We start from the raw sequence: 16,689 nt of genomic DNA, 5'->3' as shown, positions 1-16,689 counted from the left end.
GTCATGCGATGTGCAATAGGAAATCCGACTTCATAAATGATTGAGATCAAATGCGTCACGCAATTGGTCGTACGCGACAGCGCGGGCCGTGAAGCGAGCTTGACGGACATCGTTCCGCTGCTTGCGCTCGTGGACGAAACGGGCAGCATCGCGCAGGCCGCCGGTGAACGGCAGCTGTCGTACCGACATGCATGGGGGCTCCTGCGCGCGCTCGAGGCGCGGCTGGGGGGCGAGTTGATCTCGAAGGAGCGCGGCAAGGGTTCGGCGCTGTCGGCGCTGGGCCGGGCCGTGGTGCAGGCACAGCGCGCGTGCACCGAGCGGCTCGACGGGCCGCTCAAGCAGATGGCGAACGAGGTGTCGGCGGAGTTGAACCGGCAGCTCGGCGCCGGCGGCACGACGCGTATACATGCGTCGCACGGCTATGCGGTGGCCGCGCTCGTGGCGCAGTTGGGGGCACAAGCGTCGGGCACGGTGGACATCAAGTATCGCGAAAGTGCGGAAGCCGTGGCCGCGCTGGCGCGCGGCGAATGCGACTTCGCCGGCTTCCATTTGCCGCGCGGCGCGTTTCGCGAGTTGTGCGCCGATATCTATCGCCGCTGGCTGGATCCGCGGCGCCATGTGCTCGTCTATTTGACTGCGCGCAAGCAGGGGCTCTTTCTTCCCAAGGGCAATCCGAAAGGCGTGCGGGGGCTCGAGGATCTCGCGCGGCCCGATGTACGGTTCGTCAATCGCCAGCCGGGCTCCGGCACGCGGTTGCTGCTCGATCTGGCTTTGAACAGCATCGGCATCGATCCCGAACACATCAACGGTTACGCGTCCACCGAGCTGACGCATACGGCGATCGCGGCGTTCGTCGCGAGCGGCATGGCCGATGCCGGCTTCGGGGTAGCTCCGGCCGCGCATCACTTCGGGCTCGATTTCGTGCCGATCGTCGACGAGGATTACTACTTCGCTTGCGATCGCGCGCGGCTGTCGGCGCTGCCATTGGTATCGGCGCTGGCCGTGCTGCGCAGCGAGGATTTTCGTACCAGCGTGGCAACCCTCGAAGGCTACGACCCGACGCATTGCGGCGAACTCGTCGATGTTCCGGCGGGTCTGCGGGGCGCGGCGGTGCCCGGAGCGGCCGACATCGCGTGACGGCGTGATTCGACGGCGAGGTACGAGGCGGGTCGTAGCAGCCTTGGCATTCGCCGTTCCGGCTCCGGATTACGGCCGTAACAGTATTGGCTGCAGGGGGCGTGGGTTCTGCGTTACGCTTACGCTTCTCTAGTTCGACTGATTCGGACCGCGTCTTTCGGCGTGGCAATCGCTATGAAATCGCTTTTCAATCTTTGCGCCGGCGTGGCAGCGGCCGGTTTGCTGTCCACGATGGCATCGCTCGCCTTCGCGCAGAACACGCCTGGCGTGCCGGGCGGGATTTTGTCGGATCAGTTTCAGATCCAACAGCATCCGCAGTTGGAATTCGCCGCCTCGGCGCCGTCGAAGAAATATCAGAACCACACGTCGAAGATGCGCAAGAAAGGCGATCTCGGCGATCCGAACGGCTGCAACCTGCAGTGCCCGGACGATGCCGAGTAGTGTCTACCTAGCGCGCTGCAGCTAGCGCGACGCGGAGCGAGTTGCGTTTTGCGGAGATTAGCGTTAATAATCTCCGCATGAATTGCGGAGATTGCACCTACATTTGGCAGGCGGCCGACTGGCCGCATTGGCGTTACGACCTTGAGGCGTTGGCGCTGCCGCTGGCCGAGGTTAGTCGAGCCCAAGGGCTGCTGCTGGGCCGGCTCTTTGACGTCGGCATGTCTTTGCGGGACCAGGCCAGTCTGGCTGCGCTGACGGACGATGTCGTTAAGACGAGCGAAATCGAGGGCGAGCGACTGGACGTCGGATCGGTCCGTTCGTCGATCGCGCGACGGCTTGGCGTGGACATCGGTGCGCTGACACCGGTGGATCGTCACGTCGAGGGTGTGGTCGACATGGTGCTGGATGCGACTTCCAACTCCGATTCGCCGGTAACCCGGGAGCGGCTGTTCGGGTGGCACGCGGCATTGTTTCCCACCGGCTATTCGGGGCTCTCCAAGATCGGCGTCGGTGCTTGGCGCGACGATGCGCACGGCCCGATGCAAGTCGTTTCCGGCCCAATCGGCCGGCAGCGCGTCCATTTTGAAGCCCCGCCTGCCGAACAGTTGGAAGACGAAACGAGACAGCTAATCGCCTGGCTCGAAGCACCGTCGCGCGCGCCTGCCCTGATGAGGGCAGGCATCGGTCATCTATGGTTCGTTACGTTGCATCCGTTCGATGACGGTAATGGGCGCATTGCCAGGGCGATCGGCGATCTATTGTTGGCACGCGCAGACGGCAGTCCGCAGCGGTTTTATAGCCTATCGGCGCAAATACAGCGTGACCGCGATGCGTATTACGCCATCTTGGAGCGGACTCAAAAAGGTACGCTCGATGTGACCGAATGGCTGGCTTGGTTTCTCGCTACGCTTCATCGCGCGATCGAGCAGGCGCATCGCACGCTCGATGGCGTGCTGGTGAAGGCTCGCTTTTGGCAGCGATGGGGCGGTGCGTCGTTGAATGAGCGCCAAACGAAGCTGCTCAACCGTCTCTTGGACGGCTTTGACGGCAAGCTCACGTCGAGCAAGTGGGCTGCGATCGCGAAGTGTTCCGCCGATACCGCGTTGCGCGACATCAACGACTTGCTGGCACGCGGCGTATTGAGAAAGTCCGATGCGGGCGGCCGCAGCACCGGCTACGAACTGGCCGATGGCGCGGCCGACGCCTAGGTGGTGCAGCGCGCGATAGCGAAGCGCAGTTCGGGCTCGGATACCGAATCGTCCTCGACGGCTTTTTCAACGCGTACGTTAGAACCGGAGCCCGTCGACGTGAGCGTGACAAGCCACGCGTAGCCGTTGGAGGAGCGTCCGATGTCGAGTTCGGTGTAGCCGGCGCCGGCGCGCTCATTCACGCTGGAGAGATGTGCCCTCATGCAGTTGGCGATCGTGCGCGGTGAGCGAGCCGAAGAGAACACCATGGGTGTGCCGGAACTGCCCGAGTTCGATGTGCCGAGCGGAGCGGATCCGCAGGCGGTCAGCATGGCGGTGGCGAGCGCCGTGACGGCGGCGGCTGCGAGGGAAATGCGTTTCATCGATGGAAAAGCCTGGATGGTCGGCGGACGTAGGCGCTAGTGTAACCGCCGTCAGTGGCAGCGCGCCGAAGTAGAGCAGCGCCTATACCACCGCCTTTATGCGGATGGTCGCGAAAAACCGCGGCACACAAGATGAACAAAAGCCCCGTCAGACGTCCGTCCACGGGGCTTTCGGAAGCGCTTCAGGGAAAGCGCATGGTGTGTTTGGTGGAGCCGGCGGGAATCGAACCCGCGTCCGCAAATAGTCCACAGCCAGTTCTACATACTTAGTTCTGCCATTTGATTTAACCGCACCGACGCGGACGAACACGCTTCGTTACGGCGAGTCACTAGGTTTTCGGCCCCGGCGTCGTGACACCACCGAGGATTATCTGACGTAAATGACCTCGCTAGTCTTGCGACCCTAGCCCGTCAGCGAGCCAGTGCGAGGCGAGCGGGGTTAAGCCGCTACGGCGAACGAGTTATCGTTTGCGGTTACTTAAGTCCCATTGATTTACGAGGTGACGGGTCCTCGGTATGCCCTGCACTGCTTCGTTACCCACGTCGAAACCAGGTCGGCCCCTAGGTGTAGCGATCGATTATCCCACAGAACGTAAGGTGGTGCGCTTCGCCCCACATTCAAGGCGGGGTGGGGCGTTCAGCAAACCCAAAAGCTGACGCCCGGCGCGTCGCCGTCAGGACGCTCAGATCAGCCCACCAAGCAGCTGCGCAAGCTGCTGCGGCGTATCGACGATGTGCTGCGCGTGCCACATGGCCGGCGGCAAATCCGTGCCGCAATACCCATACGCCGCGGCAACGGTAGCCATCCCGGCCGCGAAACCCGCTTGGATATCTCGCAAATCATCGCCGACATAGACGATTTCGCCCGGCGCCAGCGCCAGCGCTTCGGCCGCATAAAGCAGCGGGGCCGGATGCGGCTTCGAGTGCGGCGTCGTGTCGCCGCTCACCACGCAGCCCGCGCGTGACGCGAGCCCGAGCTGCTCGACGAGCGGCATCGTGAGCCGGCCGACCTTGTTCGTCACGATGCCCCAGCGGATGCCGCGCGCGTCGAGCGCGTCGAGCATCTGCGCGATGCCCGGAAACAACGTCGTTTCGATGCACAAGTCGGCTTCGTAGTTGGCCAGGAACTCCTCGCGCATCGGCGCGTAATCGCGATCGTCCGGACCGATGCCGAAGGCACCGCCGATCAAGCCGCGGGCACCGGCCGAGGCCAACGGACGCAGCCGATCGATCGGGGCGAGTTCGAGGCCGCGGTCGAGGCGCATCTTGTTGACGGCCGCGACGAGGTCGGGCGCGGTATCGGCAAGCGTGCCGTCGAGGTCGAAGAGTGCGGCGCGGCATTGCGTGATCGGCGGCGCGTCGTCGTGCCGTGCGGGCTGCGAGGTCGGTTGGCTCATGAATGAGGAGGCAGGTTAGTCGTCGCGGCGGCAGGCGAGCAGATAATTGACGTCCGTATCGTCGGACAAGGTGAAGTGCTTGCCGAGCGGACGGTAGGTAATGCCTTTCACTTCGGCTGCGCGCAAGCCGGCGGCGCGCGCAAAGCCTGCCAGCTCCGACGGCCGGATGAAACGCGCGTAATCGTGCGTGCCCTTCGGCAGCATTTGCGCGATGTACTCGGCGCCGATGACGGCCAGCAGATACGATTTGACGTTGCGGTTGAGCGTCGAGAAGAACACCCAGCCGCCCGGTTTGACGAGTGTCGCGCAGGCTTTGACGATGGCCGCCGGATCAGGCACGTGCTCGAGCATTTCCATGCAGGTGACGACGTCGAAGCTGGCGGGCTCGCGCGCGGCGAGCGCTTCGGCCGCGATCTCTTCGTATTCGACGGTGATGCCGCTTTCGAGGCTGTGCAGATCGGCTACGCCGAGCGCCTGATTCGACAGATCGATGCCCTTCACCTGGGCGCCGAGGCTGGCCATCGATTCGGACAAGATGCCGCCGCCGCAGCCGATGTCGAGCACGCGCTTGCCGGGCAGGTGCGCATGGGCATCGATCCAGCCGAGCCGGACGGGATTCAGTTCATGCAGCGGTTTGAATTCGGCGTTCGGATCCCACCAACGATGTGCAAGGTCGCTAAATTTCCGTAGCTCGTGGGGATCGGCATTCGTCATAACGGTGCGAGAGGGGGAGGCCAGGATTAGGCTGAGTATATCGAGGGTTGCGCGCTGCGGCAAAACCGGGCGGAGGACGACCGCCGCAGGCGGAAAAAGCCAGAAAAAAACCCCGCCGAAGCGGGGTTTTTCGTGGTGCCGAAGGGGCAGATTACTGCTTGTTCTGCGTACCGACGACTTCGACTTCCACGCGACGGTTCGGTGCCAGGCAGGCGATGAGCGCCTTGCGGTTCTTCTGGTTGCAATCCGTCTTGACCGGGTTGCGCTTGCCCTTGCCTTCCGTGTAGATCTTGTTGGCGGGCACGCCCTTGCTGACCAGGTACGACTTGACGGCTTGCGCGCGGCGCAGCGACAGACGGTCGTTGTACTTGTCCGAACCGATCTTGTCCGTGTAGCCCGTCGCAACGACGACTTCCACGTTCATGCCTTCGATCTTCGTAGCCAGATCGTCCAGCTTTTCCTTGCCGGCCGGCTTCAGGTAAGCCTTGTCGAAGTCGAACAGCGAATCGGCTTGGTACGTGACCTTCTGGCTCGTGATTTCCGGAGCGGCCGGAGCAACCGGTGCCGGCGGCGTCGGGGCTTGCGCGACCAGAGCGCCGTCGCACTTGGCGTTAGCCGTAGCCGGCGTCCAGAATGCATCGCGCCAGCAAAGCTCGTTCGTGCCGTTCATCCACACGTATTCGCCGGTGCCGTTCACCCAGTTATCGTTCGTAGCTTGTCGCGACGCCGGCACCGACTGTGCCGATGCGGATGCGGCCACAACTGCGGTAGCTGCAATGAACGCGAGCTTTGAAAATTTATTCATATTTCTCCTCTCGAAATTGAGATTACCGCAGGTTTACTGCGAGCTTGGATGACGAAGACCAGTCATACATTGCTCGAAGTATAACATTGGTGCGGCACAAAAAACGCCGGCCCTGTGGACACTTCGAGCAACGTCTAACCAAGTGCGTTGGCATTTTGCCATATCGTTCCCTTCTTACGAAAAAAAATTCCTACCGTCTGTTACAGGCTGTTTCGATTGTGGTGTCACCGCAACACGAAGGCGGGGCGGGCTTTTCCGGGCGATCGGCGGGTGCACGCTGCATGCCAGCCGGGGAGGAAAAGCGCCGGTGCCGGTGACGGCGGAATCGGCGGCGTGTGCGCCCCTGCCGTTCGGGCGCGTAGGGGAGTACGTGCGAGGGGTTCGGGCGCCGATGGTGGCCATGTTAGAATCGCGTGATGCCCGGCGCCTCCTGCCGGGCCCCCGGAAAGTAGGCGGTTCGTTTCGGTTGCGCTCCGCTCGCGTCCGACAAAGATACGGATAATGGATCAATTCGCCAAAGAGACTCTACCGATCTCCCTCGAGGAGGAAATGCGTCGCTCGTATATCGAGTACGCAATGAGCGTCATCGTCGGGCGCGCGCTTCCTGATGTCCGCGATGGCCTGAAGCCTGTGCACCGGCGCGTCCTGTACGCGATGCACGAGCTCAACAACGACTGGAACCGTGCCTACAAGAAGTCGGCGCGTATTGTCGGCGACGTCATCGGTAAATACCACCCCCACGGCGACACCGCGGTCTACGACACGATCGTGCGCATGGCGCAGCATTTCTCGCTGCGCTACATGCTCGTGGACGGCCAAGGCAACTTCGGTTCGGTCGACGGCGACAACGCCGCCGCCATGCGGTACACCGAAATCCGCATGGCCAAGATCGGCCACGAACTGCTTGCCGACATCGACAAGGAAACCGTCGATTTCGGGCCGAACTACGACGGCAGCGAAAGCGAGCCGCAGATTCTGCCGGCGCGCATTCCGAATCTGCTGATCAACGGCTCGTCGGGCATCGCCGTCGGCATGGCGACGAACATCCCGCCGCACAACCTGAACGAAGTCGTCGACGCCTGCCACCATCTGCTGAAGAACCCGCAGTCGAGCATCGACGAGCTCATCGAGATCATTCCCGCCCCCGATTTCCCGACGGCCGGGATCATCTACGGCGTGGCCGGCGTGCGCGAAGGCTATCGGACGGGGCGCGGCCGCGTGGTCATGCGCGCGGCCACGCACTTCGAGGAGATCGACCGCGGCCAGCGCATGGCGATCATCGTCGACGAACTGCCGTACCAGGTGAACAAACGCTCGCTGCTCGAGCGAATCGCCGAACTCGTCAACGAAAAGAAACTCGAGGGCATCTCCGACATCCGCGACGAATCGGACAAGAGCGGGATGCGCGTCGTGATCGAGCTCAAGCGCGGCGAAGTGCCCGAGGTGGTGCTGAACAACCTGTACAAGGCGACGCAGCTGCAAGACACGTTCGGCATGAACATGGTCGCGCTCGTCGACGGGCAGCCCAAGCTTCTGAATCTGAAGGAGATGCTCGACGCGTTCCTGTCGCACCGGCGCGAGGTGCTGACGCGGCGCACCGTGTACGAGCTGCGCAAGGCGCGCGAACGCGGCCACGTGCTCGAGGGCCTCGCTGTCGCACTGGCCAACATCGACGAATTCATCGCCATCATCAAGGCCGCGCCGACGCCGCCGATCGCCAAGCAAGACTTGATGGCGCGCGCGTGGGATTCGTCGCTCGTGCGCGACATGCTGGCGCGCGCCGAATCCGAGAACGCCTCGGCCGGCGGGCGCGAGGCGTACCGTCCGGAGGGCCTGAACCCGGCCTTCGGCATGCAGGGCGACGGCCTGTACAAGCTGTCCGACACGCAGGCGCAGGAAATCCTGCAAATGCGCCTGCAGCGCCTGACGGGCCTCGAGCAAGACAAGATCATCGGCGAATACCGCGAAGTCATGGCTCAGATCGCCGATCTGCTCGACATCCTCGCGCGGCCGGAGCGCATCACGGCCATCATCGTCGACGAACTCACGGCGGTGAAGGCCGAGTTCGGCGACGCGCGCCGCTCGAAGATCGAGATGAACGCGACCGAGCTGAACACCGAGGATCTGATCACGCCGCAGGACATGGTCGTGACGATGTCGCACGCGGGCTACGTGAAGTCGCAGCCGCTGTCCGAGTACCGCGCGCAAAAGCGCGGCGGGCGCGGCAAGCAGGCCACGCAGATGAAGGAAGACGACTGGATCGACACGCTGTTCATCGCGAACACGCACGATCACATTCTGTGCTTCTCGAACCGAGGCCGTGTGTACTGGGTCAAGGTGTACGAAGTGCCGCAAGGCTCGCGCAACTCGCGCGGCCGGCCGATCGTCAATATGTTCCCGCTGCAAGACGGCGAAAAGATCAACGTCGTCCTGCCGGTGAAGGAATTCTCGGCCGATAAGTTCGTGTTCATGGCCACCGCGCTCGGCACGGTCAAGAAGACGCCGCTCGAGGCTTTCAGCCGGCCATTGCGCAAAGGTATCATTGCCGTCGGTCTCGACGAGGGCGATTACCTCATCGGCGCGGCCATCACGGACGGCGAGCACGACGTCATGCTGTTCTCGGATGCCGGCAAGGCCGTGCGCTTCGACGAGAACGACGTGCGCCCGATGGGCCGCGAGGCACGCGGCGTGCGCGGCATGCAGCTCGAGGAAACGCAGCAGGTCATTGCGATGCTCGTGGCCGGCAGCGAAACGCAGTCCGTGCTGACGGCAACTGAAAACGGCTACGGCAAGCGTACGCCGATCGCGGAGTACACGCGGCACGGGCGCGGCACGAAGGGTATGATCGCGATCCAGACGTCCGAGCGCAACGGCAAGGTGGTCGCGGCCACGCTGGTCGACACCGAAAGCCAGATCATGCTGATCACGACGACGGGTGTGTTGATTCGCACACGTGTTTCCGAGATTCGCGAGATGGGTCGGGCGACGCAGGGTGTTACACTCATCAGCCTTGATGAGGGTACGAAGCTCTCCGGTCTGCAGCAAATCGCGGAAGCCGATTCCGAATCCGACGCCGAGGGCGACGGCGCGGCGGCCGACGACGAAGCGGGCGAGGACGGCGCGCCGAAGTAACGCGAGGCGGCCGGCCGTCATTCGGTCCGTGCCGCTGACCTCGGTTTGACGAAAGACAACGAAGCGCGCGAGCGATCGCGTTCCTCGGTGAGCGCACCTGCCGCAATAGGTGACGGTGGGCGCGACGAGCCGGGTTCGAAGGCCGCGCGCGAACGATATTTATTTTTTTGAGGAGTGATGATGCAACGACGATTCACGCAATGGATGCTGCTGGCTGCTTTCGTGCCGACTTTCGCGATGGCGCAAGCGCTCCAGAGTCAAGCGCCGGCTGCTCCGGCTGCTCCGGTGGCACCCGCCGCCGCGCCGGTCGACGCGGCCAAGCAAAGTGCGATCAAGGAGCTGCTCGACGCGATCGACGCGCAGAAGCTCGTCGGTGCGATCGGCAACAGCGCGCAGATGCAAGCGAAGCAGTACGTGCCGGAAATCCTGTCGGAAGCGTTGTCTGAAAACAAGACGATGAACGACAAGCAGAAGCAAGCAGCCGTGCCGACGCTGCAAAAGAACGCGGTGCCCAAGCTCGTGGATTCGGCGGGCCAAGTGTTCGCGACGGATTCGTTCCGCCAAGACGCGATGCAAGCGCAGTTCGACGCGTACGCGAAGTACTACTCGACGGATGAAATCAAGGATCTGACGAAGTTCTACAAGAGCCCGACGGGCCGTAAGTTCATCCAAGTGCAAGACCAGGTTGGCCGTGACGTGGTCGGCGGCCTGATGCAGAAGTACATGCCGCAATCGATCCAGGCTACGCGCGCGCAAGCCGACAAGGAAGTCGCCGCGGTCAAGCCCGGCAAGTAAGTCCCGCGGGACCCGCGCCGGCCGGCTTTTTTAGGCCGGTTCGCGCGGATCCACGCGAGCGGCTTTCAATCGGCGGTGCGATAATGGCCGTTTGCGCGAAATGCGCGAACGGCCATTATCTATTTCTGATTCTGATCGGCTGGGCGAATTCGCTGGCGTTGCGCCGGCGTTCGCATCTGACCATCCGTTCGTCCGTTCATCCATTTTCGAGGGTTCTCACGATGCGCGTCTTCAATTTCTCGGCCGGGCCGGCGGCGTTGCCCGAAGAGGTATTGCGTCAAGCGGCCGACGAAATGCTCGATTGGCGCGGCAGCGGCATGAGCGTGATGGAAATGAGCCATCGCGGGCGCGAATTCATGTCGATCCACGAAGAGGCGCTGACCGATCTGCGCGAGCTGCTGCAGGCGCCGGCCAGCCATCGGTGCCTCTTCCTGCAAGGCGGCGGGCTTGGCGAAAACGCGATCGTGCCGATGAACATGCTGGGCAAGCGCGACGTCGCCGATTTCGTCGTCACGGGCTCTTGGTCGCAAAAGTCGCTCAAGGAAGCCGGCAAATACTGCAAGCCGCACGTGGCCGCCAGCGGCGAGACGGCGGACGGTTTCACGCGCGCGCCCAAACGCGGCGAATGGCAATTGTCCGACGATCCGGCCTACGTGCACCTGTGCACGAACGAGACGATCCACGGCGTCGAGACGTTCGATATTCCCGACCTCGGCGATATTCCGCTGGTGGCCGACGTCTCCTCGCACGTGCTGTCGCGGCCGCTCGACGTCGCCAAGTACGGCGTCATGTTCGGCGGCGCGCAAAAGAACATCGGCATTGCCGGCGTGACGGTGGTGGTCGTGCGCGAGGATCTGCTCGACCGCGCATTGTCGATTTGCCCGTCGGCATTCGAATGGCGTACCGTCGCCGAGAACAATTCGATGTTCAATACGCCGCCCACCTATCCGATCTACATCGCCGGCCTCGTCTTCAAATGGCTGAAGCGGCAGGGCGGGCTGAAGGAAATCGAGGCGCGCAACCTCGAAAAGTCGAAGCTGCTTTACGACACGATCGATGCGAGCAGCTTCTATCTCAACAAAGTGGAGCGCGAGTCGCGTTCGCGGATGAACGTGCCGTTCTTCCTCGCGGACGAATCGCGCAACGAAGATTTCCTGGCCGGCGCGAAAGCGCGCGGGCTGATGCAGCTCAAGGGCCACAAGTCCGTCGGCGGCATGCGGGCATCGATTTACAACGCGGTGCCGCTCGAAGGCGTCAAAGCGCTTGTCGAGTACATGAAGGAATTCGAACGGACTCGCGCGTAAGCGCGGGCAGGGCGAGCGCCGGCAGGCTAGGCGACGCCGTTTTCGACACGGCCGTTTCACGCATGGACGACGAACTCAATTCAAAGCTGAAACCGCTGCGCGATCGGATCGATGAGATCGACGCGCAGCTCATCGCGCTGCTCAATCAGCGCGCGCAGATCGCGCTCGAAGTGGGCGAGGTCAAGAAGCACTACAACGCCCCCGTGTTCCGTCCCGAGCGCGAGCAGCAGGTCATCTCGCGCTTGCAGACGATGAGCGAGGGGCCGCTCGCGGGCGATCACATCAGCGCGATTTGGCGCGAGATCATGGCGGCGAGCCGTTCGCTCGAGCAGCCGGTCACCGCGGCCTATCTCGGCCCGGCCGGCACGTATAGCGAAGAGGCGATGTACGAATACTTCGGTCATTCGATCGAAGGGATGCCGTGTCTGTCGATCGACGAAGTGTTTCGCTCCGTCGAGGCAGGCGGAGCCCAATTCGGCGTCGTGCCGGTCGAGAATTCGACCGAAGGCGCGGTTTCGCGCACGCTCGATCTGCTGCTGCAATCGCAGCTTCTGATCGGCGGCGAACTTGCGTTGCCGATTCGCCACAACCTGCTGACGCAAAGCGGCACGCTCAAGGGCGTGACGCGCGTGTGCGCGCATGCGCAGGCCATCGCGCAGTGCCAGCGCTGGCTCGCGACGCATATGCCGCACGTCGAGCGGCAGGCCGTGTCGAGCAATGCCGAGGCCGCGCGCATGGCTTCGCTCGATGCGAGCGTCGCGGCGATCGCGAGCGACCGCGCCGCGTCGTTCTATGGCCTGCAGATCGCGCATCCGGTGATTCAGGACGATCCGCACAACCGGACCCGCTTCGTGATGATCGGCAACGCGCCGGCGGGCCGCAGCGGGCATGACCAAACGTCGCTGATCGTATCGGTGAAGAACGAGCCGGGCGCCGTGTTCAAGCTGCTCGAGCCGCTTGCCCGGCACGGCGTGTCGATGACGCGCTTCGAATCGCGTCCGGCGCGCGTCGGCACCTGGGAGTACTACTTTTACATCGACGTCGAAGGCCATCGCGAGGATCCGGCCGTCGCCGACGCGCTCGCGGCGCTCGAAAAGAAGGCCGCATTCCTGAAGATCCTCGGCTCGTATCCGTGCTCGCGCTAAGGCCGGCGCCGATCATGCCGGCCGCTTTGGAGACACCATGACAATGCAATACGGCCCTTCCTACGTGCGTCAAATCGCCCCCTACGTCGCCGGCAAGCCGATTTCGGAAGTCGCGCGCGAGTTCGGGCTCGACGAGGCGCGCATCGTGAAGCTGGCATCGAACGAAAATCCGCTCGGCATGCCCGAATCGGCCAAGGCCGCGCTGGCGCGCGCCGCCGCCGAACTCGGCCGCTATCCCGACGCGAACGCGTTCGAGCTCAAGGCCGCGCTCGCGGCGCGCTACGGCGTGCCCGCGGAGTGGATCACGCTCGGCAACGGCAGCAACGACATCCTCGAAATCGCCGCCCATGCATTCGTCGAAAAGGGGCAGTCGGTCGTCTACTCGCAGTACTCGTTCGCGGTCTACGCGCTGGCCACGCAAGGGCTCGGCGCGCGCGCGATCGTCGTGCCCGCCGTGAACCACGGCCACGATCTCGATGCGATGCTGGCGGCGATCGAAGCGGATACGCGTCTCGTGTTCATCGCCAACCCGAACAATCCCACGGGGACGTTCATCGAAGGTCCGGCGCTCGAAGCGTTTCTCGAGAAGGTCCCCAAGGGCGTCGCGGTGGTGCTCGACGAGGCCTACACCGAGTACCTGGCGGTCGACCGCCGCTACGATTCGATCGCCTGGGTGCGCCGCTATCCGAACCTCGTCGTTTCGCGCACGTTCTCGAAGGCGTTCGGCCTCGCGGGGCTGCGGGTCGGCTTCGCGATTGCCCAGCCCGAGTTGACCGACCTTCTGAACCGGCTGCGTCAGCCGTTCAACGTCAACTCGATGGCCCAGGCCGCGGCGATCGCGGCGCTCGGCGATACGGCGTTCCTCGAACGGACGGCCGAACTCAATGCCGCCGGCTACCACCGCCTGACGGAAGCCTTCGATAAGCTCGGCCTCGAATATGTGCCTTCGTTCGGCAATTTCGTGCTCGTGCGCGTCGGCAACGACGACGGCGCCGGCTCGCGCGTGAATCTCGCGCTGCTCAAGCAGGGCGTCATCGTGCGCCCCGTCGGCAATTACGGGCTGCCGCAGTGGCTGCGCGTGACGATCGGCCTGCCCGAGGAGAACGAGGCGTTCATCGCGGCGCTCGAGAACTCGCTTGCGCAGGCGTAAGCACGCGCGGCAATCAACACGAAAACGCGCGCTGCCTGCGCGCGCTTTCTTTCGCTGAAGAGCACCTTGTGACCCCGTTCACTTTCGACAAACTCGTGATTTTCGGCGTGGGCCTCATCGGCGGCTCGCTGGCGCGCGCATTGCGCGAGCGGGCCGGCGTGGCGCCCGGCGGGCGGATCGTCGGCGTCGGCCGCACCCGCGCCTCGGCCGAGCGTGCGCGCGAACTCGGCGTCGTCGACGACGTCGCGTCGCTCGACGACGACCGCGAACTCGCCGCGGCGCTCGCGGGCGCGGATCTGATCCTGCTCGCGGCGCCCGTTGCCCAAACGCGGCCGCTGCTCGAGCGCATCTTGCCGTTCCTCGGCGAGCATACGATCGTGACCGACGCCGGCAGTACCAAGTCGGACGTCGTTGCGGCGGCCCGCGCGGCGCTCGGCGCGCGCGCGGCCCAATTCGTGCCTGGCCACCCGATCGCGGGGCGCGAGTCGAGCGGCGTCGAGGCGGCGCTGCCCGATCTTTACGTCGGCCGCAACGTCGTGCTGTGCCCACTGCCCGAGAACCGGCCCGCCGACGTCGCCCGAATCGATGCGCTGTGGCGCGTGACGGGCGCGCTCGTCAGCACGATGAGCCACGAGCAGCACGACCGGGTGTTCGCCTCGGTCAGCCACTTGCCGCATCTGCTGTCGTTCGCGCTCGTCGAACGCATCTTGAGCGCGCCCGACGCGGCGCTGAAGTTTTCGTTCGCGGCCGGCGGATTCCGCGATTTCACGCGCATCGCGGCGTCGAGTCCCGAAATGTGGCGCGATGTCTGCTTAGCGAACCGGGATGCGCTCGTCGACGAACTCGACGGCTATCTGGCGGTACTCGGTCAATTGCGCACGGCGGTGCTCGCCAGCGACGGCGCGACGCTCGAAGCTGTGTTCTCGCGCTCGCGCGAAGCGCGCACCCAATGGCAGGAACGCGGCGGTCTCGCCCCGAAATAAAAGGACATCTATCTCATGGATTACCTCGATCTCGGTCCCTACTCCCGCTCGCAAGGCACGGTTCGCCTGCCCGGCTCGAAGAGCATTTCGAACCGGGTGCTTTTGCTGGCGGCACTCGCCGAAGGCGAGACGACCATCTCGAATCTGCTCGATTCGGACGACACCCGCGTCATGCTCGATGCGCTCGCGAAGCTCGGCGTGAAGTTCACGCGCGAGGGCGACGTGTGCGTCGTGCAAGGCACGCGCGGCGCGTTTACCGCGAAGAAGGCCGATTTGTTTCTAGGCAATGCCGGCACGGCGGTCCGCCCGTTGACGGCCGCGCTGGCGGTGAACGGCGGCGACTACCGCGTGCACGGCGTGCCGCGCATGCACGAACGTCCGATCGGCGATCTCGTCGACGGCCTGCGCCAGATCGGTGCGTGCATCGACTACGAGGGGAACGAAGGCTTTCCCCCGCTGCGCATCCGTGCGGGCACGATCGCGGTCGATGACCCGATCCGCGTGCGCGGCGACGTGTCGAGCCAGTTCTTGACCGCTTTATTGATGACGCTGCCGCTCGTGCCTACGACGAGCGGCGAAATCGTCGTCGAAGTCGAGGGCGAGCTGATCTCCAAGCCCTACATCGAAATCACGATGAAGCTGATGGAACGCTTCGGCGTGACGGTCGCGCGCGAAGGCTGGCAGCGCTTCACGATACCGGCCGGCGCGCGCTACCAGTCGCCGGGCGCGATCATGGTGGAAGGCGATGCGTCGTCGGCGTCGTATTTCCTCGCGGCGGGCGCGCTTGGCGGCGGGCCGGTGCGCGTGGTGGGCGTCGGGCGCGACAGCATCCAGGGCGACGTCGCGTTCGCCGACGCACTGACCGCGATGGGCGCGAACGTCACGATGGCGGAGGATTGGATCGAGGTGCGCGGTGTCGGCCACGATCACGGCGGGCTCGAAGCGGTCGACATGGACTTCAATCTGATCCCCGACGCGGCGATGACGATCGCCGTCTGCGCGCTGTTCGCGCGCGGGACGACGCGGCTGCGCAACATCGGCAGCTGGCGCGTGAAGGAGACGGACCGGATCGCGGCGATGGCCACGGAACTGCGCAAGGTCGGCGCGACGATCGAGGAGGGCGAGGATTACCTCGTGGTCACGCCGCCGGCCAGGCTCACGCCCAACGCCGCGATCGACACGTACGACGATCACCGCATGGCGATGTGCTTCTCGCTCGTTTCGCTCGGCGGCGTGCCGGTACGGATCAACGACCCGAAGTGCGTCGGCAAGACGTTTCCCGATTATTTCGACCGCTTCAAGACGCTCGTCGGTTGACCTGACCGCTTAAGAATCATTAGATGAAACCGACTCGCCCCTTTCATCAGACCCCCGTCATCGCAATCGACGGTCCGACCGCTTCCGGCAAAGGCACCGTTGCGGCGCTCGTCGCCGCCCAGCTTGGGTTTCACTTGCTCGACAGCGGCGCGCTCTACCGGCTCGCCGCACTGGCCAGCGTGCGCTACGGCGTCGCGCCCGACGACGACCAGGCGCTGGCCGCGCTCGTGAACGATCTGCACATCACATTTTGGGAGGGCTGCGCGGAGCTCGACGGCGTCGACGTCTCGAGCGAGATCCGCGCCGAGGAAGTCGGCAACCGGGCCTCCGCGATCGCCGTCCACCAGACCGTGCGTGCCGCGCTGGTGGCGCGCCAGCGGGCATTCCGCAAGGAGCCGGGGCTCGTCGCTGACGGCCGCGACATGGGCACCGTCATCTTTCCCGATGCCGTCTTGAAAGTGTTTTTGACGGCCAGCGTCGAGGCCCGCGCGGCCAGACGGCATAAGCAATTGATCCAAAAAGGGTTTTCTGCTAATATGGATGACTTGCTCCGGGATTTGCGTGAGCGCGACGAACGCGATAGCAATCGCGCCGCCGCGCCGCTCAAGCCCGCGGCAGACGCAAAGCTGCTCGATACCTCGGCGCTCTCGATCGACCAAGCGGTCGACCAAGTGGTGAACTGGTACCGGGAGCGTATCGAGAGCAATAAGCAGTAGAGAGCAGTGAGAAGTAGGCAGTAGGTGCTTGGGCCTGCCAGGTGGCAAACCCAAGCGTGGTATTAACCCTTAACCCCGTGTGG

At 64.1% G+C, this 16,689-nt stretch carries 15 protein-coding genes and 1 other RNA gene; 11 read left to right on the top strand and 5 right to left on the bottom strand.

Going from position 1 to position 16,689, the window contains the following annotated elements:
- Positions 1 to 36: 36 nt before the first annotated feature.
- The 3 genes from DWV00_RS20705 to DWV00_RS20695 all read left to right on the top strand — a co-directional run bounded on the left by DWV00_RS20705 (position 37) and on the right by DWV00_RS20695 (position 2,786).
- Positions 37 to 1,137, top strand: coding sequence for a substrate-binding domain-containing protein (locus tag DWV00_RS20705; protein WP_115535472.1), 1,101 nt, complete (start codon positions 37 to 39; stop codon positions 1,135 to 1,137).
- Positions 1,138 to 1,311: 174 nt separating this feature from the next.
- Complete coding sequence (locus tag DWV00_RS20700) at positions 1,312 to 1,578, top strand: hypothetical protein (RefSeq protein WP_115535471.1); 267 nt, start codon at positions 1,312 to 1,314, stop codon at positions 1,576 to 1,578.
- 77 nt (positions 1,579 to 1,655) lie between these two features.
- Positions 1,656 to 2,786, top strand: a complete 1,131-nt coding sequence (locus tag DWV00_RS20695) for a Fic family protein (RefSeq protein ID WP_115535470.1) — start codon at positions 1,656 to 1,658, stop codon at positions 2,784 to 2,786.
- Here the strand turns inward: DWV00_RS20695 and DWV00_RS33750 are convergent.
- From DWV00_RS33750 to ompA, 5 genes are all read right to left on the bottom strand, one after another.
- Positions 2,783 to 3,148 carry a sugar ABC transporter ATPase gene (locus DWV00_RS33750; RefSeq protein WP_147297950.1) on the bottom strand — a complete coding sequence of 122 codons (366 nt, stop codon included), beginning with the start codon at positions 3,146 to 3,148 and terminating at the stop codon, positions 2,783 to 2,785. The two genes, DWV00_RS20695 and DWV00_RS33750, sit on opposite strands and share 4 nt — an antisense overlap.
- Before the next feature lie 205 nt (positions 3,149 to 3,353).
- Positions 3,354 to 3,710: a transfer-messenger RNA gene (ssrA, locus tag DWV00_RS20680) on the bottom strand.
- A gap of 121 nt (positions 3,711 to 3,831) precedes the next feature.
- Positions 3,832 to 4,545: a phosphoglycolate phosphatase gene (gene gph / locus DWV00_RS20675; protein ID WP_115535467.1), complete on the bottom strand. Its 714-nt coding sequence runs from the start codon at positions 4,543 to 4,545 to the stop codon at positions 3,832 to 3,834.
- 15 nt (positions 4,546 to 4,560) lie between these two features.
- The gene (gene ubiG / locus DWV00_RS20670; RefSeq protein WP_115535466.1) at positions 4,561 to 5,259 is read right to left on the bottom strand and encodes a bifunctional 2-polyprenyl-6-hydroxyphenol methylase/3-demethylubiquinol 3-O-methyltransferase UbiG; all 699 of its coding nucleotides are present in this window, start codon (positions 5,257 to 5,259) and stop codon (positions 4,561 to 4,563) included.
- Between the two features lie 151 nt (positions 5,260 to 5,410).
- Complete coding sequence (gene ompA, locus DWV00_RS20665) at positions 5,411 to 6,064, bottom strand: outer membrane protein OmpA (RefSeq protein ID WP_115535465.1); 654 nt, start codon at positions 6,062 to 6,064, stop codon at positions 5,411 to 5,413.
- 501 nt (positions 6,065 to 6,565) lie between these two features.
- On the opposite strand from ompA, the gene gyrA reads away from it, so the two are divergent.
- From gyrA to cmk, 8 genes are all read left to right on the top strand, one after another.
- A complete protein-coding gene (gyrA, locus tag DWV00_RS20660; protein WP_115535464.1) occupies positions 6,566 to 9,196 on the top strand; it encodes a DNA gyrase subunit A in 2,631 nt (876 codons plus the stop codon).
- Positions 9,197 to 9,376: 180 nt separating this feature from the next.
- A complete protein-coding gene (locus tag DWV00_RS20655; RefSeq protein ID WP_115535573.1) occupies positions 9,377 to 9,991 on the top strand; it encodes a DUF2059 domain-containing protein in 615 nt (204 codons plus the stop codon).
- 221 nt (positions 9,992 to 10,212) lie between these two features.
- A complete protein-coding gene (gene serC / locus DWV00_RS20650; RefSeq protein WP_115535572.1) occupies positions 10,213 to 11,295 on the top strand; it encodes a 3-phosphoserine/phosphohydroxythreonine transaminase in 1,083 nt (360 codons plus the stop codon).
- 62 nt (positions 11,296 to 11,357) lie between these two features.
- A complete protein-coding gene (gene pheA, locus DWV00_RS20645) occupies positions 11,358 to 12,440 on the top strand; it encodes a prephenate dehydratase (protein ID WP_115535463.1) in 1,083 nt (360 codons plus the stop codon).
- Positions 12,441 to 12,477: 37 nt separating this feature from the next.
- Complete coding sequence (gene hisC, locus DWV00_RS20640) at positions 12,478 to 13,590, top strand: histidinol-phosphate transaminase (protein ID WP_115535462.1); 1,113 nt, start codon at positions 12,478 to 12,480, stop codon at positions 13,588 to 13,590.
- Between the two features lie 68 nt (positions 13,591 to 13,658).
- Positions 13,659 to 14,573 (top strand): prephenate dehydrogenase, encoded by a 915-nt coding sequence (locus DWV00_RS34660; RefSeq protein ID WP_115535461.1) that lies wholly within the window; start codon positions 13,659 to 13,661, stop codon positions 14,571 to 14,573.
- A gap of 15 nt (positions 14,574 to 14,588) precedes the next feature.
- Positions 14,589 to 15,890, top strand: a complete 1,302-nt coding sequence (gene aroA, locus DWV00_RS34655; protein WP_115535460.1) for a 3-phosphoshikimate 1-carboxyvinyltransferase — start codon at positions 14,589 to 14,591, stop codon at positions 15,888 to 15,890.
- A 23-nt stretch (positions 15,891 to 15,913) separates the two neighbouring features.
- On the top strand, positions 15,914 to 16,606 hold the full coding sequence (cmk, locus tag DWV00_RS20625; protein ID WP_115535459.1) for a (d)CMP kinase: 693 nt from the start codon (positions 15,914 to 15,916) through the stop codon (positions 16,604 to 16,606).
- Positions 16,607 to 16,689 lie beyond the last annotated feature (83 nt).

Origin of the sequence: Trinickia dinghuensis (genome assembly GCF_003367175.1) — a bacterium.
Classification (GTDB): Bacteria; Pseudomonadota; Gammaproteobacteria; order Burkholderiales; family Burkholderiaceae; genus Trinickia; species Trinickia dinghuensis.
The sequence above is the reverse complement of the archived record's forward strand: the minus strand, read 5'-3'. Positions and strand labels throughout refer to the sequence as shown.

Bases quoted from the DNA above. Each gene is read 5' to 3' on its own strand.
- gph (WP_115535467.1), bottom strand. From the start codon at position 4,545: ATGAGCCAACCGACCTCGCAGCCCGCACGGCACGACGACGCGCCGCCG.
- DWV00_RS33750 (WP_147297950.1), bottom strand. From the start codon at position 3,148: ATGAAACGCATTTCCCTCGCAGCCGCCGCCGTCACGGCGCTCGCCACC.
- DWV00_RS20655 (WP_115535573.1), top strand. From the start codon at position 9,377: ATGCAACGACGATTCACGCAATGGATGCTGCTGGCTGCTTTCGTGCCG.
- DWV00_RS20700 (WP_115535471.1), top strand. From the start codon at position 1,312: ATGAAATCGCTTTTCAATCTTTGCGCCGGCGTGGCAGCGGCCGGTTTG.
- ubiG (WP_115535466.1), bottom strand. From the start codon at position 5,259: ATGACGAATGCCGATCCCCACGAGCTACGGAAATTTAGCGACCTTGCA.
- cmk (WP_115535459.1), top strand. From the start codon at position 15,914: ATGAAACCGACTCGCCCCTTTCATCAGACCCCCGTCATCGCAATCGAC.
- ompA (WP_115535465.1), bottom strand. From the start codon at position 6,064: ATGAATAAATTTTCAAAGCTCGCGTTCATTGCAGCTACCGCAGTTGTG.
- pheA (WP_115535463.1), top strand. From the start codon at position 11,358: ATGGACGACGAACTCAATTCAAAGCTGAAACCGCTGCGCGATCGGATC.
- aroA (WP_115535460.1), top strand. From the start codon at position 14,589: ATGGATTACCTCGATCTCGGTCCCTACTCCCGCTCGCAAGGCACGGTT.
- serC (WP_115535572.1), top strand. From the start codon at position 10,213: ATGCGCGTCTTCAATTTCTCGGCCGGGCCGGCGGCGTTGCCCGAAGAG.
- hisC (WP_115535462.1), top strand. From the start codon at position 12,478: ATGACAATGCAATACGGCCCTTCCTACGTGCGTCAAATCGCCCCCTAC.
- DWV00_RS20695 (WP_115535470.1), top strand. From the start codon at position 1,656: ATGAATTGCGGAGATTGCACCTACATTTGGCAGGCGGCCGACTGGCCG.
- gyrA (WP_115535464.1), top strand. From the start codon at position 6,566: ATGGATCAATTCGCCAAAGAGACTCTACCGATCTCCCTCGAGGAGGAA.
- DWV00_RS20705 (WP_115535472.1), top strand. From the start codon at position 37: ATGATTGAGATCAAATGCGTCACGCAATTGGTCGTACGCGACAGCGCG.